This is a genomic window from Thermostichus sp. OS-CIW-30, from assembly GCF_054060215.1.
On sequence record NZ_JBSSCZ010000011.1, the window covers coordinates 34810 to 51338 of the forward strand.

Sequence of the window (16529 nt, forward strand, 5' to 3'; positions counted from 1 at the left end):
ATGATCGTAGGGATCCCTGGCAAAACCCAATGGCCGAGAGACCGCTGGATAGTTGGCTGCAGGAACGCATGCGGGTTGTTGGCCTGTCTTCTTGGCGGGCTTTACAGGCCCAGGCCGGGATCAGCCGCCGCGCCCTTGATCAGGTGCGCCAGGGGAAGTGGGGATCCCTGCGCCTGGAGCAACTGCAAAAGTTGGCTGCCGCCCTGCAGTGGGATTTGGGATCCCTGCTGCGCCTCAACGGGAATGACAAAATGGGAGCCACCGATTCCTCAGAAGTCCTCTTCTCTCTGCTGCAGCCGTTGCTCACCAGCTACCCCACCGTCCGCCAGATTGCCCAGCGCAAGCCCGATTGGCCGGCCCAAAACGTGACAGCTCTGTTTCGCTCCTTAGACGCTCTGCTGCAGCGCTGGGGGTATGAGCCCATCGGCAACCCCCTTGAATCCGTCCCCTTCGATCCGCAACGGCATCAACCGGATCAGCTGGATATTCAAAAGGGGGATCCCGTTTACATCCGCTTTGTCGGCTACCGCCGCGGTGACCACATCCTTTGCCCAGCCAAAGTCAGCCGTTCCCTGCCTGGAGGATTGAGCTGATGGCACCTGCCCCCAAAGCGACCCTAGCCATTGATTTTGGCACCAGCAACACGGTGGTGGCAGTTTGGGATCCCGCCCAAGCAGTGCCCCGTCTCCTCACTCTTCCCGGCCTCTCTCGCCCAGACCACTCGGCTATTCCCAGCTTGGTCTACGTGAAGGGAAAAGGCCAGCTCCTGGTGGGGGAAACCGTGCGCGCCGGTCGGTGGGGGGCAGTGGATCCGCAACGGCTGTTTCAGGGGTTTAAGCGGGACTTGGTGGCGGAGTTTGTCCCTCCGCCGCGAGTTCTAGATGGAGAGCGCTACGACGCCGAGAGGGTGGCCCAAGCTTTTTTGCAGACGGTGATGGAAGCTGTCCCGAAAGAACACCTGCAGCCGCAACAGCTGGTGTTCACCGCCCCTGTCGGCTCTTTTGAGCGCTACCTCAATTGGCTGCGGGGAGTGGCCAGTGCCTGTGGCTGGGATCCCGTTCAAATTGTCGATGAAGCCACGGCAGCAGCCCTGGGCTATGCGGTTGGCCAGCCGGGATCCCTAGTGCTGGTGGTGGATTTCGGCGGCGGTACCTTGGATCTCAGCTTGGTGCGCACCCTCGCTCCCCAAGCGGGTAGCCCTGTCCTCAAAGCGGAGGTGATCGCCAAGGCCGATGCCTATGTGGGCGGGGTGGACATCGACATTTGGATTGCCGACTACCTACTGCAGCAACTGGGGCTAAGCCGACAGCAAATTGGAGCTCTGGGCTGGCTCAACCTCCTGGAGCAGGCGGAACAGCTCAAGATCGCCCTTTCCACTCAGATGGAAGCGGTGGGCAGTTGGTTTGACGACGAAGCCCTCACTGCCCATGAGTTGAAGTTAAGCCGGCAGGAGCTGGAAGAGATCCTAGAAGCTCGTCAGCTTTTGGATCAAATCCGCCAGTGCCTAGACGACGTTCTCCTCACCGCCCAGGCGAGGGGATTGGGCAAGAACCAAATTGAGCAGGTGCTCTTGGTAGGAGGCAGCTCCCAACTGCCAGCAGTTCAAGAGCTGCTGCGCTCCTACTTCGGCAAAAAGAAAGTGCGCTGCGAACGCCCCTTCGATGCTGTGGCCCTGGGCGCCCTGCAGGTGGGCCGCCAGGTGAAGCTGGAGGATCGCCTGCACCACAGCTATGCCCTCCGCCTCTGGGATCCCTTGCAGAAAAGCTACATCTACTACCCCCTCTTCGAACAGGGCAGCCCCTATCCCTGCCGACGGGCTGAGCCCTTGATCCTGCAAGTGGCCAACGACGGACAAACGGAGATTCGCCTAGAGGTGGGAGAAGTGGCCCAGGTAGTCCAGTCGGAAGTGGTTTACGACGAGCTGGGGCGGATGAGCAGCCGGCAGCTCACCCGGCAAACCGATTTCCGGTTCCTGGCCCCTCTCGGATCCCCAACCGTTCGCGCTACTTCGACGGAGTCATCACCAATTTGTCTGGCCCGTTTGCAGCCCCCTGGCCGCGTGGGAGAGGATCGCCTTCGCGTCGAATTTGCCATTGATAGCTCGCGGCGCTTGTTGGTCACCATCACCGACCTGCAAACTCAGGCGCTCTTGGCAGAGGCCCAGCCTGTAGCCACCTTGAGTTAAGAGACGAAAGTAGAGAGAAGAGAGCGTCTTCACTGCAACGGAAGACAAAGAAAGCAATGTAAAGGGCACGACATGGCCACGATTCCCAACTCTCATCTCCCCTTGTGAGAGAGGGGTCGGGGGCTTGAGGAGAGTAGAGAGCGGTTGCGCCGACGGCGTGGGGTCTCAGGGGAAGGATCTCAATCATTGTATTGATTATTGATTGAGAATGGCTGCATATCCAGTGATCTCTGTAGCGACTTGATGAATAATCTGAGCGATGGGATATGAATCTGATTTGCGTTTAACTACACTTCTTCTCTTGAGCTACCTTGGGAACAAATCTTGCTCTTGTCACCACCGCCCCATTTTGCCCGTCCTCCCCTCGACTTTATTCCGCCCGCCTATAGCGCCTGGGTGCTACGGCTCGTCCACGGGATCCTGCCCCTGCTCTTGCGGGTGAGGGTGCGGCGCTGGCTTCCTTCCGGCATTGCCAAAATCGAGGCCACAGGGGCGGAGATCTTGGCGCGGCTCTACCACCAGTTCCAGGAGGGTCAAATTCGCCTAGTCCTGGCTTTCCGACATGTGGAGGTGGATGACCCGCTGGTGGGCCTGTACGTTCTATCTCGCCTGGTGCCCGAAGCCGCCCGTCGACAAGGGATCCGCCTTCGAGAACCCCTTCACGCCCATTTTCTCTACGACCGGGGCATGCCCCTCTGGGGAGGGGAATGGCTGGGGTGGCTGTTGTCTCGCCTGGGCGGGATCCCTATACGCCGCGGTCGGAGGGTGGATCGGGTGGCGCTAAAGGCGGCCCGGCAACTGCTCCTGGATGGGCAATTTCCCTTTGCAATCGCCCCAGAAGGAGCCACCAACGGCCACAGCGAACGGATCAATCCCCTGGAACCGGGAATGGCTCAGCTGTGCTTTTGGTGCGCCGAGGACCTGGCCAAAGCTGGTCGCTCAGAGACCGTCATTTTGCTGCCCATTGGCATTCGGTACTACTACACGGATCCCTCCTGGACGAAGCTGGAGCGCCTGCTGGCGCGCCTTGAGCACTTGAGTGGGTTGACGCCTCCGAAGCCAGAGCCAAGATCCTCCAGGAGCCCCAACCTTCGCTACACCCAGCGGATCTGCCGCCTAGCCCAGCATCTCCTGGGACAACTGGAAGCCTTCTACGACCTACCTCCTTTTGTCTCCGAAAGAGATGATAAAGAGCCACCGCTAGAGCAGAGGCTAGCCCCTGGCCACTTCAACGCTCGCCTGGGGCGGCTGCTCCACAAAGCTCTGGAAACTGCGGAGACCTACTTCGGCCTATCTCCCCAGGGGGATTGGAACAGCCGTTGCCGCCGCATTGAAGAAGTCGCCTGGATCCAGATTTACCGAGAAGAATTGCGGCATCCTGGATCCCTGTCTCCCCTGCAGCGGGGGTTGCTCGACTGGAAAGCCCACCAGGCAACGCTCTACCTGCAGCACATGCGCTTGGTGGAAAGCTGTGTAGCCGTCCAGGAAGAGTATTTGCTGAGCAAACCCTCTTTTGAGCGGCTGGCAGAAACTGCCCTCATTCTATTTGATGTGCTGGCCCGCCTTCGAGGGGAATCCTACCCAGCCCGCCCTCGCCTAGGCTGGCGGGGGGTTCACGTGACCGTCGGGGATCCCATCTCCGTTAGCGAGCGGTTAGAGCGGTATTGCCGAGGCCGCCAGGAAGCCAAACAGGCGGTGACCGAGCTAACTCAGGATGTTTTTTCTTTCCAATTTCTTTCTTTTTCCTTTCCAATTTCTAGGGATCCCCCAAGGGGGGAACCAGCTTAGGTGAGAAGCCTGGCACTACTGCCGAGAGACTGCTGAAAGATAAACCACCTTCCCATCATAGAACAGAGCTGAGCCTTGGTCGCCCCGCTGGGACTCTGCTCGGTACTCCCAGCAGCAATAGGAACTCACTGTGGTTTTCCACAACCAGGTGAGGTACTGCTCCGGCCTCGCTCACCTCGGTGATGGTTGCTTCCTGGGTTTGCAGATCTGGAAGGCGATAGGCAACTTCCTGCTCCCCCTGAGAAAAGAGAGGGAAAACCTGGAAACTGCCCTCTTGAATGGGATCGCCTATACGCAGGGTTGGAAAGTTAAGGCTGGCCATCGACTCCTCCTTCTTAAAACTTAAAAGGGTGTTGCAGAAGCTGCCCTTCCCCTTGTTGGCTTGGGATCAGCTCGCCGGATCCTGCTCCAATCTAAAGTCCTTTGGAAATGCTCCCTTCCTAAAAAAAAGAGGTGAGGGGACAGCCTTCGCCTTTCGGGACTCTGGTAGCGCGGATGGAAATCATCCTGACCAAAAGAGAGGGATCCCAAAAAAGGGATCCCTGCCTCAATATCTGGGGTTGATCTCTAGCCTGAAATAATTGAAATTAATCAGCACTAGTGAGTATCAAAGCACTCCGGGACTAGTCCCGCTCAATGTACAAAAAAAGCACTGCCATGCCCACTGCAGGAAGCAGCCAACCAACAATGGGGATAAAAATCCAAGGAAGATAAGCAGCAGCGTAAGAACCGGTCATGATTTTGCTCCTCTCAAGTGACTTGACAAACTTGACAACTAATTCACCAGCCCTCGAAAGATGGCGTCGATCCCGGCAAAGTTCTCCAGCAGGAAATAGGCAGCGAACACGCCACCCATACCTCCCAAGAAAAATCCTGCCGTCAGATCCCCCCAACCCCGAGCTGTAGCCAGAGGAGCGGCCCCCGGTGTTTCTGGCTTGTTTCCGAAGGTAACGCTGCCATAGGCCGACATGCAGGCGGTTCCCAGCAGCACAATCGCCATCGCCGTAACCAGCCCGCCTAAGTTAGCTGCCTCAGGGTAATCCCGCAGCGGCCCCAGCACAATTTCTGGCCCTACCAAGAAATAGCCATGGGCCAGCCCAATTTCTAGACCCCGCAACAGCGGCGATAAGCCAGGACGGTTGATGGGGAGATTGTTGATGAACAGACGGGTGACAGGAGAATCGCTGATGGGCGTCGAAAGATGCCCCTCGCAGGGATCGTCGTTAAAGGTGCGAATGTAATCCATGTCCGAATGTCCTGCCTGGAATTTTGCGATTCATTCTACGGGGCCTAAGTTACCCTCTCGGCAACCACCACCCGGATCGTTAAAAAAGTTCATGCTCGCTTAACACAGAGATAGCTCTTCTAAATAAGTTTGAGACATAAGTTTGAGACATTCCCTCGCAGAACCTGTCCTCAGCAATTCGCGCTCTTGCCCATGATCCCTGACCTGCTAAAGCGAACTTCACCCTCTCCAGGGGGAGAAGAGAGAAGTCCAGATTCACCGCCTGGTTGTAACCAGTGGTGAGGAATAGCGGCAGCTTTTTCGGACTGTGTATTGAGTATTAAGTTGAGTATTTAAGGTCTGCAATGAAGTGGGATCCCTGCTGGGCAAGGGATCGATATTGCGCTGTGGTAGGTAGCCCCGAAAAAAGTGGTAGATACACTGGCCATGGGTCAACAAAGCCTAACTGAATTCGGCTAGGTCGTAAAAACCATGGGACCCTTTACCCCTACCTATTGGGGGCTACTACCAGACCGAAAACCTCAAACCTACAGACTAGAGCCTAGGCCCACATAGGAGCCATAGAAAAAGAGCCCAACTACCGTGATCACACCCAAACCGGCAACCACAGCCACTATCCACAAAGGGATCCTTGCTTGACTGGTCATAGCAACTGGTCTCCAAAAAAGACAGAACTAGCAGCAATTACATCCTCAGTAAACTTAGCAAAGGGGAGCAAGGGCTAGCCAAAAGCCAGCATTGTCCCCTGCGCTCTTTCCCAACTCCAAGAGCAGAGTGTGATCCTGGCCTCAGTTGAGAAAATAGCTGGAGAACAACAGCCCAACCACAAACACCAGCAGCAAACCCAAGTAAAGGGAAGTGCGGTTTAGCTCGACAGGTTGGGAGTTGGGATTCCTTTCGGGTTGATCAGCCATTGGGTTCACCGTTGAATAAACTGCATTGCAGCAATAGCTCCCAAGAAGAAAACAGTTGGGATCGCCAAGGTATGTACCGCCAGCCAACGGACGGTAAAAACAGGGTAAAAAACGGGTTCATCAGATTTAGTGGCCATAGATATCACCCTACGCAAAAAGCTCAATCAACTTACAAATTGCAACAACGAATAGTCCACTTACCCACGGGCACTCCTAGCGAGTCAGCCTCTCCAGCTCCTCCAGAGCATTGAAGCGATCGCTAACGATCGGCAACTCCTGGCGCTCTGCCGTGAAATACTCATTGGGGCGCGGGGTGCCAAAAATATCATAGGCCAGGCCAGTGCTCACAAAAAGCCAGCCTGCCAAAAACAAAGCGGGAATGGTCAGGGCGTGAATAACCCAGTAGCGGACACTGGTAATGATATCGACAAAAGGTCGCTCTCCGGTGCTGCCAGCCATGAAACTCCTCCCTAGGGTAGGGGCAAAAGTGCTTTCTGAACTTTCTGAGTCTATAACACAATGATAAGGATTTGGATGCACAACTACAAGTTACGAGACCCTTGCTTAGGCCCTTTGCTGTCAAGCCGGATCCCGTCTTGCATAGGTAAAATCTCCTAAGGGATCCCTGCGGCGAACCTTCTTACCCGAGTTTTCAGAATCTCACTGCCAAAGGGCGCAATCCCAAGGGGCATCGAGGGCTTGAGGATGGGGCGGAAGTTTGAGATAAGCTGGCCCTGAGGGGATGTTGTTGGAACAGGAGTGACAGCTATGCGGTGCTCGTGGCCCCTGGCTCTGAGCTTGTGTTGGACGCTGGGCTGGTCGGGTGTCAGCTTGCCGGCTTGGTCCCAAGGGGTGGAGCAGCAAGCCTCGCTGGCCTGGACCGACCCCTACGTGGCGGCTCTGGAACGTCAGACAGATGTGGTGATCACCCAAGAACCCCTGTCAGCCACCCTGACCCGTCTGGAATTGGCCCAGTGGCTGACGGAGTTTTTCGGCTACATTCCCAATCCCAACCAGGTGCAGGAGATTCGCGACCTGGAGCCCAACACCCCCGACTATTGGACTGCCCAAGCCGTGCTGCAGGCGGGGGCCATGCGCCTATACGAGGGCAACGAGTTTCGCCCGCAAGGGGATATCACCCACCTGGAAGCCCTGGCCATTTTGGTGCGGGCTCTGCAATTGCCTGCTCCCACCCAGGCCGACATTGAGCGCTGGATGGCTCTGTACACCGATGCGGCTGATGTGCCGGAGGTAGGGCGGGCTTTTGTGGCCATGGCAGGCGAGGCGGGGCTGCTGGTGAATGTGCCGGATCCGGCCCGTCTTCAGCCCAATCGGGTGCTGAGGCGAGCAGAAGGGGCAGTGTTGTTGCATCAGGCCCTGGTATATCGCGGTCAGCTTCCGCCCTTGCCACCCCCTGTGGCCCAGTTGCGTCCCTCCCCAGCCCGGGTGGCCGAGACTGTCCAACCCGAAATCTTCCAAACGCGGATCACTCCCGAGGGAGGAAGTGTTCCTGCAGGGGGAACCTTGACCATTGAAGCGCAGGCCACTCCCAACGGCAGGGCTACGGTTGATATCGGCGGCGTGGTTCAGGGTCTGCCGATGCAGGAGGTGCAGCCCGGCTACTACCGCGCAGTTTATAGCCTTGGTCCTCAGGATGCCGTCTTTGGCCCCGACATCAGTATTCAGTTGACCCTCAATGGCGTCAGTACCCGCGTTCAACGGCGGCTACCTCAACTGGCCTTGGGCAATGTTGCTCCTCCGCCAGTGGAATCAGTATTTCCGCCCCCAGCTCCTCTGCCGCAGCCAGCCCCTCTGACTGCAGCCAGCAATCGCTATCCGCGCATTGAGGCCATTCGCTTGGATCCCCAGCGCGACTTGGTGGAAGGGGACATTCTCACCATTGCCATTTGGGGGGAATCTGGAGGGATCGCCCAGTTTGATCTGGGGAATCTGGCCCTGAACCAGCCGATGCGGGAGGTACGACCCAACCACTACGAAGGCACCTACGTGGTAGCCCCCACCCACCAGGCCAACAATCCCACCTTGAGGATTGTGCTCACCAAGGACGGCCTCAGCCAGGAACATCGGGAGATTTTTCCTTTTTCCATCGATGGCTCCAGAGGAACCCGCTCCACCATTCAGCCGGTTTCCGCACCCGTCGCCACGGGACTGCCCCAGATTTTCAGTGTCACCACCAACAGCACCAATCTGCGCATGGGAGAAATTCTCAAAGTCACCATGCGAGGGGATCCGGGGGGGCGGGCTGCTTTTCGGATTATTGGGATAACGCCCGAAGTTGAAATGCGGGAGGTGGCGCCGGGCCTATACGAAACCCAGCAGCAGTTGCCCTTCAACATGCAGCCGGTCAACAACGGCATCATCGAGGTGATTTTGCAAAGAGGGGGCCAAAAGACCACCCAAACCAGCCCCTCGCCCATTACCATCGCCCCTTAGCTAGGATCCCCGAGAAGGCTAAACTGCTGCCTCAAAGGGATCGGCGCTGCGCTGGATCTGCGTAGAGAGCTTGGGGATTACCTGCAGGTTGAACTGTTGCTCGAAGACTTTTTTCTTCTCGTTTAAGCTCCACAACTCTAGGGCACAGTCGTCCTTGGGATGCCTGGGATCCAAAATCAACTCCATGCGGCGGGGGCCTTCTCCCAGGAGCTGAAAACGGCAGTGCAGGGCTTGAATGGCCTGCAGGCGGCGGCGATCCAAAGCACAGGCTATGCGCAGCAGGGGGCTCAGTTCCAGCACCACTTGGCGATCCCGCTCGTCGCTGAGGCGCTGGAAGTTCTCGTGCTTCTTCTTGGGGGGCGACTTGCGGTGGTAGCGGGCCAAGTTGGCGATCACCTCCACCTCTTCTTCGTTGAAGCCCAAGAGTTCTCCATGGCGGATCAGGTAGTAGGAGTGCTTGTGGTGGGCGGCATGGCTGATGAAGTGGCCGCAGTTGTGCAGCATGGCCGCCGCCCAGAGAAGAGCCCGCTCCCGGGATCCCCAGCCATGCAGGATGCCGCGGGTTTGATCGAAAAGGCTGAGGGCAAACTCGGCCACCCGCTCGGCATAGGGGATCTCCACCTGGTATTTTTCCGCCAGCTTGAGCACACTGCGCCGCCGCACCGAGCTGTGGTAGCGCAGCCGATCCTCAATCAGCCCTTGGCCGATCATCCAGTCCACGATCAGCCCTTCCCGCAGAGCCCGTTCGCAAAACTGGATCCGCTCCACCCCCAGCAGGGTCATCACTTCTTCCAAGATGACCGCCCCGGCTAGGATGATCTCCCCCCGCCTTTCCCCCAGGCCGGGCAGCTTTTGCCGTTCGGCCACCGTGAGGGAGCGCAGCTCTTTGATGTAGCCGCGCAGGGCTTCCAGGCTGAACTCATACCCCTGCAGGCGATGGGGGAGAGCGCCCAACCGACGGCGGGCATCCAACTGGGCCAGGCACTCGACGGTGCCAGAGGTGCCCACCAAAGGCAGGGATCCCTGTTGTTGTGAAGAGGCAAGGATCCGCTTCATCTGCTCGATGGGGGATTCCAGCATGCCGCGGATGTGCTGGCGCAGGGCTTGCAGTTCGGCAGAAGTGGGCGGGTCGTGGTGCAAAAAAGCCTGGGTCAGACGCACTGCCCCTACCTTGACGCTGCGCAGAAACTCCGGCTCTTGGCCATTGCCCAAAATCAGCTCGGTGGAGCCGCCACCAATATCCACCACCGCGTGCAGCCGGTTGTGGAACTCCATCGCCGAGAGCACCCCCAGGTAGATGCGGCGGGCCTCTTCCTGCCCCGAGATTAACTCCACCCGCAGGCCCAGCTCCCGTTCAATCCGCTTCAAAAACTCCAGCCCATTGGGGGCCTCGCGCACAGCACTGGTAGCCACGGCAACAATATCCTGCACCTGAAAGCTCTCAGCAATGCGGCAAAACCGCTCCAGGGCCACTCGGGCCCGCTCCATGGCTGCAGGGGTCAGGGCACCCGTCTGGTTGCAGTATTCCCCCAGCCGCACGGTGGCTTTTTCGCGGGAGATGATGGTAAAGCTGGGGATACGGGGATTGATGCGCACCACCACCATGTGGAGAGAGTTGCTGCCCACATCGATGGCGGCCAGAACGGGGGCCGCCCAAGATTCAGGACGAGAAGCCGGGCTGGTTTCGGAAACTGGGGGAGCAGAGGCGACAGGGCATTCCGTGAAGTCGGTGGGCGAAGAGATCATGGCTCGGGTAAGGGGGTCAACCCCTTTAGGATACTGTGTACTTTCCCCCCTTGTTCCGGGCCGAGTCGTGAGGTGAGGTTCGCGGTTGACTCGGCAAACAGGGGAATTGATTAGCTGGGGATCCCTGCCGTTCTCGCCCCAGCCTAAGATAGGGACACGGATATCCATTTCTTCACTGTTCTTTCTTTGTTGTCGAAGCAGGTTCCGATGTCTCAGCCAGCCGAATCACCTCAGAAGGCCAACAGCACCCTCAAACTGCTGCGCACTCACGAGTCTCCCAAACTGGAGCGCATCCGCCACACCACTTCCCATGTCCTGGCTATGGCGGTGCAAAAGCTGTTTCCCAAGGCCCAGGTGACCATCGGCCCCACAACCGACTACGGCTTCTACTACGATTTTGACCATCCCGAGCCCTTCACGCCGGAAGATCTGGATCGCATCAAAAAAGAGATGCAGGCAATCATCAAAAAGGGCCTGCCGGTGATCCGCGAGGAGGTGAGCCGTGAAGAGGCCAGGCGCCGCATCGAAGCCCTCGGAGAACCCTACAAGCTGGAGATCTTAGACAGCATTCCCGAAGGGGAGGTCATCAGCATTTACCACTTGGGGAATGAATGGTGGGATCTCTGTGCCGGTCCCCACGTGGAAAACACCCAAGAGCTCAACCCCAAAGCTTTCGATCTGCTCAGCGTGGCCGGCGCCTATTGGCGGGGGGACGAGACCAAGCCGCAGCTCCAACGCATCTACGGTACCGCCTGGGAGACCCCAGAGGAGCTGAAAGAATACAAGCGGCGGCTGGAGGAGGCCAAACGGCGGGATCACCGCAAGCTAGGCAAAGAACTGGGTCTCTTCCTGTTTTCCGATGAAGTGGGTCCGGGCTTGCCCCTTTGGACTCCGAAAGGAACTACCCTACGCTGGGTGCTGGAGGATTTTCTCAAGCAGGAGCAGCTCAAGCGGGGCTACCTGCCGGTGGTTACCCCTCATATTGCCCGTGTGGACTTGTTCAAGATCTCCGGCCACTGGCAAAAGTACCGGGAAGATATGTTCCCCATGATGGCGGAGAATGAGCAGGATCGCGCAGCCGAACAGGGCTTTGTCATGAAGCCGATGAACTGTCCTTTTCACATCCAAATCTACAAATCCGAGCTGCGATCCTACCGCGATTTGCCCCTACGATATGCCGAATTCGGCACCGTCTATCGCTATGAGCAATCGGGGGAATTGGGAGGTCTGACGCGAGTGCGTGGCTTTACGGTGGACGATGCCCACCTGTTTGTCCGGCCCGATCAGCTGGAGGAGGAGTTTCTTAAGGTTGTCGATCTCATTTTGGTGGTCTTCGACAAGCTTAAACTCAGAGATTTTCGCGCCCGCCTCAGCTTCCGCGATCCCAAGTCGGACAAATATCTGGGATCCCCTGAGGACTGGGACAGGGCCGAGAATGCCATCCGTCGCGCTGTAGAGAAGCTCTCGATGCCCCATTTTGAAGGGATCGGAGAGGCAGCCTTCTATGGGCCGAAGCTGGATTTTATTTTCCGCGACGCCCTGGATCGGGAGTGGCAACTGGGCACGGTGCAGGTGGATTACCAAAACCCACAGCGCTTTGATCTGCAATACGTAGCTGAGGACGGATCCCGGCAGCGTCCGGTGATGATCCACCGCGCTCCCTTTGGCTCGCTGGAGCGGCTGATTGGGATCCTCATCGAAGAATACGCTGGGGATTTTCCCTTCTGGCTGGCCCCGGAACAGGTGCGCATTTTGCCCGTTTCCGATCAGTATCTGGGCTACGCCACCCAAGTGCGGGATCAGCTGCGAGAGCAGGGGATCCGCGTCCACATCGATGCCGACAGCGATCGTTTGCCCAAAAAAATCCGCAATGCCGAGAAGGCCCGGATCCCCTTCATGCTGATCGTGGGGGAACAGGAACAAGCGGCAGGAACGGTGAGCGTGCGCCAGCGCCATGGACAGGAGCTGGGATCCCTGACGGTGGCAGACTTCCTGGATCAGGTGCAGGCGCTCAACTAGCCGGTTGCGGCAATGGAGGGCAGTGGAGTTTTCAGAACTTGAGGATCCCAGATGCCGGGGAGCTCAAGAAAGGGCCTGAATGTCCCTTTCTAAAGAAAAGCCAGCCGACGGCCGTGTTGACGGCCCGCCGCTATTCTGGCGGCAATGCCCAGAAGATCGTTGTGGGGCGGGAGCATGACTCTAGTCAATAATAAGCTCAACTATACTGAAAATAATGTATAATATGTTCAGTACGGATTACTACCAGTTGATCTTTCTGTTTACTTTCGAGTCTGCCAACATGGTAGCCAAAGCAAAGCAGAAAATTGGTAGTAAGACGACACGGAAACTGCGCTTTGGGTATTCTACTCAAAGCTTTGCGGGATACCGCCATTCTGTTTGGACTCCGTCCCGCTAACGCGAATGGAAACAAACAGAATGCTATCGCTGCATAGTTGAACAGTGATGTTCAGCAGTGTTCAGCGTAAATGTATCAGCTTTCCTGTGGATCCAAGGTGCTGGTGGCTGCCCAGCCGACGCGGGGGGTGGATGTGGGGGCCATCGAGGCCATTCATCGCCGCATCCTGCAGGCACGGGATCAGGGCATGGGGGTGCTGCTGGTATCGGCGGATTTGAATGAGGTGATCAGCTTGTCGGATCGCATTTTGGTGATCCATGAGGGCCGCCTGGTAGGAGAACTCAGGCCTGAAGAGGCCACCGAAGAGCGGATCGGGCTGCTGATGGGCGGGATCCAGCATTAGACGAGGCTGGGGGCAGCTTGAGAAGACCCTGCCGCCCGTTCTTGGGCTAGGGCTGCTCGCCGTTGCTCCAACTCTTGAGGAGAGATGCGCCCATAGGTCACGCTCATCTCGGCCAGCCGCTGGATCATGTCCTGCCGCAGCATGTCCTCGCGGTAGCGCCAGGCCCAGTTGTTCTCGGTGGTGCCGGGGAAGTTCATGCGCGCCTCTGCCCCCAGCCCCATCACATCCTGCAGGGGAATGATGGCCAGGTCGGCTACGGAAGAAAGGGCCAAGCGGATCAGATCCCAATGGATGCCCCCGGATCCCTGGCAGCCCAAATAGCGCAGCAGGTTTTGTTTTTCCCACTCCGAGCGATCCGGGTCATGAAACCAGCCCACCACCGTGTTGTTGTCGTGGGTGCCGGTGTAAACGACAAAGTTGCGCTCATAGGCATGGGGCAAATAGGGGTTATCGGGCCCAGAGCCGAAGGCAAAGAGCAACACCTTCATGCCGGGCAAGCCAAATTGATCCCGCAGTTGCAACACCTCCGGCGTAATGTTTCCCAGATCTTCGGCAATCACCGGGATTTCCCCCAACTTGTCGGCCAGGGCCTGAAAGAAATCTGCTCCCGGCCCTTTTTGCCACTCCCCTTCCACAGCCGTTTCCGCATCGCCCGGAATGGCCCAGTAGCTCTCGAAGCCGCGAAAGTGGTCGATGCGCACACAATCCACTTGCTTGAGAATGGCCTGCATGCGTTTGATCCACCAGTCGTAGCCACGGGCCTTGAGCACTTCCCAGTTGTAGAGGGGGTTGCCCCAGCGCTGCCCGGTGGGGCTGAAATAGTCCGGCGGCACACCGGCTACTTGTAAAGGCCGTCCCTGTTCATCCAGGTGAAACAGCTCCCGGTTGGCCCACACGTCGGCACTGTTGGGGGCAACGTAGATGGGCACATCCCCGATGAGCTGCACTTGATGCCGATGAGCATACTCCCTTAGGGATCCCCACTGCTGGGCAAACAGATACTGCCAAAACATCTGCTCGGTAATGGCATCGGCATAGCGATCGCGAGCCTCTTGCAAAGCCGGCGGATCCCGTCGCACCAAGGCCGGATCCCATTGGTTCCACTCTTGCTCGCCGTACACATCCTTGAGGGCCATGAACAGGGCATAGTCGGGCAACCAATCGGCTTCGGCAGCACAATAGGCTTGGAAAGCTTCCCAATCGGGGCCGGAAGCTTTTTCTTTGAAGGTTGCCCAGGCGCGGTGCAGCAGGCCCAGCTTGAAGGGGATCACGGTTTCGTAGTCCACCCGCTCGGCAGACCCGGCTTGGATCGTTGGCCATTGGGGCAGGTCCTGCCAACTGTCGGGCTCTAGCCAGCCGGCTTTTACCAACAGCTCCGGGCTGATGAGCAGCGGGTTGCCGGCAATGGAGGAAAAGCTCATGTAGGGGGAGTTGCCCCAGCCGGTCGGCCCAAGAGGAAGAACCTGCCAGAGGCGTTGGCCGCTCTCCACCAGAAAGTCCACAAAGCGATAAGCCGATGGCCCCAGATCGCCGATACCAAATGGCCCCGGTAGCGAGGTGGGGTGCAGGAGGATCCCACTGAGTCTGCCCATGCGCATGGCCAAGCCCTTTTGCCCTAGGTGGTTTCACCGCCTATGCTGTCACTTCTGGAGCCACGGTGGACAGCTCCAGACAAGACAAAATTAGAACAAAGTTAAAAAATGAGCAGGATCCAAGGCCAAGACGCGCTTTTCCCTCTGGCCAGGGGATCCCGTCAGGCCACCTCGGGGGCAGGGCAGGCTTGGGCGTACCAGTTGTAGAGACCATCGCCGGTGGTGAGCCAAGTATGAGGGCGAGATTGGATGTGCTGCAAGGCTTTTTTCAGGGATCCCATCCGCAGAGGCTGCCCGACAATAAAGGGGTGCAGGCCGATGGCCATGATGCGAGGGGAGCGTTCCCCATCTTGCCAGAGTTGATCAAACTGGTCGATGAGGGCCTGGGCAAAGGCTTCTGCCGACAGGCGGGCGCTCAGACAGAGGCTGATGTCGTTGGCCTCCAGGGTGTAGGGGATCCCCAAGAGGGGGCCGGCGGCAGTTGGGAACCAGTAGGGTTGGTCGTCGTTTACCCAGTCGGTGGTGTAGCGGATCCCGGCAGCCTTGAGCAGGTCAAAGGTGTTCTCGCTAACGGAAAACCCCGGCGTCAGCCAGCCCCAAGGGCGGGATCCCGACACCTTCTCCAAAAGGGACAAACTGCGCTCAATGAGCTCCTGTTCGACGTCACGGGCCAGGCCGCTGTGGCCGGTGGAGTTGTTCCAGCCGTGGGCCAGCACCGACCAGCCGTATTGGCGGATCCCTTCGATGATGGGGGGGTAAAGCTGCACCATTTCTGCATTCAAGGCGGCAGTCACCGGGATCCCCAGCTCGGCAAACAGCTCAAACAGGCGCCAAATGCCCACCCGATTGCCGTAGTCCCGCCAGCCATAGTTGGCGATCTCAGGGGAGCTGGTGAGATGGGGTTGAATGGCCGTGCCCAGCTTGCCAAAGGTGAAGTGCTCGATGTTCATCACCACGTACACAGCCACCCGCGCCTGATCCGGTAGGCTCGGCAGCTTTCGGTTGGGCAGAGCTGAGTAGGCAGGGGGCAGCATGTCCGCTCTCCAAAGCTTTGATGCTCACCAAGGGGGCAGGCTAGTCCTTATGATTTTCCTGAGGTCAAGGCCCGATGGCAAGCCTGCACTTCTGGAAGGGTGAATAGGCGACGAAAGGCGATCCCTGCTTCTCGGTAGCGGTCTTCTGCCCCTTCCAGCCGATCCACCAAAGCCAGGATCCCTTCCGCCCGGTAGCCGGCTGCCCGCACCCGTTCGACAGCCTTCAAAGCAGAACTGCCGGTGGTCACCACATCTTCCAGGATCCACACCCGACTGCCTGCCGGCAACTCCGGCCCCTCGATCCAGGCTTGCGTGCCGTGCCCCTTGGGCTCTTTGCGCACGATTAGGGCGGCTAGGTTGGCAGGCTCAGCCCTCAGGGAGGCCAAACTCACCGCCGTCACCAGGGGATCTGCCCCCAGCGTCATTCCGGCCACTGCTTCGGTTTCGAGCGGCAACAGCCGGTGCAGCAGGGATCCCACCCAATAAGCTCCTTGGGGGTGAAGGGTAACCGGTTTGCAGTTGATGTAGTAGGGGCTCTTCTGTCCAGAAGTGAGGGTAAAGGAGCCTTCTCGATAGGCCAGTTGGGCGAGGAGATACAACAGTTTCTCCCGCGCTTCCTCTGGGGAAAGGGTCAGGGGAGAGCAATCGAGAAGCAACACAGCAGGGATCCCCTTGGTTCAATGGCTGGCAAGAAAGATCACTCAGGACATTTCATTATGCGGCAAATCTCCACCGAATCCAATCTCCCGTTTTTCGGCTTCACGGGAGGGATCCCTGTCCCACAAAAGATACGCCTGTGTTGGCTGGGGTC

16 protein-coding genes and 1 pseudogene are annotated in these 16529 nt (G+C 58.2%); 6 read left to right on the forward strand and 11 right to left on the reverse strand.

The genetic code is table 11. The annotated features are described in order from the left end of the window. Positions 1-29 precede the first annotated feature (29 nt). The 3 genes from ACVWZF_RS06275 (at position 30) to ACVWZF_RS06285 (ending at position 3973) form a co-directional block, all read left to right on the forward strand. The gene (locus tag ACVWZF_RS06275; RefSeq protein WP_457411106.1) at positions 30-593 is read left to right on the forward strand and encodes a helix-turn-helix domain-containing protein; all 564 of its coding nucleotides are present in this window, start codon (positions 30-32) and stop codon (positions 591-593) included. Continuing rightward, positions 593-2185 (forward strand): Hsp70 family protein, encoded by a 1593-nt coding sequence (locus ACVWZF_RS06280; RefSeq protein ID WP_457411108.1) that lies wholly within the window; start codon positions 593-595, stop codon positions 2183-2185. Before ACVWZF_RS06275 ends, ACVWZF_RS06280 begins: the two co-directional genes overlap by 1 nt. 324 nt (positions 2186-2509) lie before the next feature. Next, positions 2510-3973, forward strand: a complete 1464-nt coding sequence (locus ACVWZF_RS06285) for a 1-acyl-sn-glycerol-3-phosphate acyltransferase (RefSeq protein WP_238376717.1) — start codon at positions 2510-2512, stop codon at positions 3971-3973. Between the two features lie 55 nt (positions 3974-4028). On the opposite strand, the gene ACVWZF_RS06290 is transcribed toward ACVWZF_RS06285, so the two are convergent. The 7 genes from ACVWZF_RS06290 to psbE form a co-directional block, all read right to left on the reverse strand. Beyond that, on the reverse strand, positions 4029-4295 hold the full coding sequence (locus ACVWZF_RS06290) for an ARPP-1 family domain-containing protein (RefSeq protein WP_011433115.1): 267 nt from the start codon (positions 4293-4295) through the stop codon (positions 4029-4031). Between the two features lie 301 nt (positions 4296-4596). After that, entirely contained in the window at positions 4597-4710 is a 114-nt protein-coding gene (locus ACVWZF_RS06295; protein ID WP_011433114.1) for a photosystem I reaction center subunit VIII, read from the reverse strand. A gap of 38 nt (positions 4711-4748) precedes the next feature. Continuing rightward, a complete protein-coding gene (locus ACVWZF_RS06300; protein ID WP_011433113.1) occupies positions 4749-5219 on the reverse strand; it encodes a photosystem I reaction center protein subunit XI in 471 nt (156 codons plus the stop codon). Between the two features lie 527 nt (positions 5220-5746). After that, positions 5747-5866 carry a photosystem II reaction center protein J gene (locus tag ACVWZF_RS06305; protein WP_011433112.1) on the reverse strand — a complete coding sequence of 40 codons (120 nt, stop codon included), beginning with the start codon at positions 5864-5866 and terminating at the stop codon, positions 5747-5749. Positions 5867-6007: 141 nt separating this feature from the next. Next, positions 6008-6133 (reverse strand): photosystem II reaction center protein L, encoded by a 126-nt coding sequence (locus ACVWZF_RS06310; RefSeq protein ID WP_011433111.1) that lies wholly within the window; start codon positions 6131-6133, stop codon positions 6008-6010. Positions 6134-6138: 5 nt separating this feature from the next. Continuing rightward, positions 6139-6270, reverse strand: coding sequence for a cytochrome b559 subunit beta (gene psbF / locus ACVWZF_RS06315; protein ID WP_011433110.1), 132 nt, complete (start codon positions 6268-6270; stop codon positions 6139-6141). Between the two features lie 76 nt (positions 6271-6346). Then, positions 6347-6592: a cytochrome b559 subunit alpha gene (psbE, locus tag ACVWZF_RS06320; protein WP_011433109.1), complete on the reverse strand. Its 246-nt coding sequence runs from the start codon at positions 6590-6592 to the stop codon at positions 6347-6349. Positions 6593-6901: 309 nt separating this feature from the next. Between psbE and ACVWZF_RS06325 the strand changes: the two genes are divergently transcribed. Then, positions 6902-8587, forward strand: a complete 1686-nt coding sequence (locus tag ACVWZF_RS06325; RefSeq protein WP_011433108.1) for an S-layer homology domain-containing protein — start codon at positions 6902-6904, stop codon at positions 8585-8587. Between the two features lie 18 nt (positions 8588-8605). Here ACVWZF_RS06325 and ACVWZF_RS06330 read toward each other — a convergent pair whose 3' ends face one another. Next, a complete protein-coding gene (locus ACVWZF_RS06330) occupies positions 8606-10333 on the reverse strand; it encodes a Ppx/GppA phosphatase family protein (RefSeq protein WP_457411109.1) in 1728 nt (575 codons plus the stop codon). Between the two features lie 207 nt (positions 10334-10540). Between ACVWZF_RS06330 and thrS the strand changes: the two genes are divergently transcribed. After that, positions 10541-12352 carry a threonine--tRNA ligase gene (gene thrS / locus ACVWZF_RS06335; protein ID WP_457411111.1) on the forward strand — a complete coding sequence of 604 codons (1812 nt, stop codon included), beginning with the start codon at positions 10541-10543 and terminating at the stop codon, positions 12350-12352. A 491-nt stretch (positions 12353-12843) separates the two neighbouring features. Beyond that, positions 12844-13092 (forward strand): annotated as a pseudogene (locus ACVWZF_RS06340) (sugar ABC transporter ATP-binding protein); the annotation flags it as partial. On the opposite strand, the gene malQ reads toward ACVWZF_RS06340, so the two are convergent. The 3 genes from malQ to pyrE form a co-directional block, all read right to left on the reverse strand. Further along, a complete protein-coding gene (malQ, locus tag ACVWZF_RS06345) occupies positions 13089-14690 on the reverse strand; it encodes a 4-alpha-glucanotransferase (protein ID WP_041436456.1) in 1602 nt (533 codons plus the stop codon). The pseudogene ACVWZF_RS06340 and the gene malQ overlap by 4 nt on opposite strands. Before the next feature lie 155 nt (positions 14691-14845). Beyond that, positions 14846-15718: a polysaccharide deacetylase family protein gene (locus ACVWZF_RS06350; protein ID WP_457411112.1), complete on the reverse strand. Its 873-nt coding sequence runs from the start codon at positions 15716-15718 to the stop codon at positions 14846-14848. A gap of 47 nt (positions 15719-15765) precedes the next feature. Beyond that, positions 15766-16377, reverse strand: coding sequence for an orotate phosphoribosyltransferase (gene pyrE, locus ACVWZF_RS06355; protein WP_457411113.1), 612 nt, complete (start codon positions 16375-16377; stop codon positions 15766-15768). Between the last annotated feature and the right edge of the window lie 152 nt (positions 16378-16529).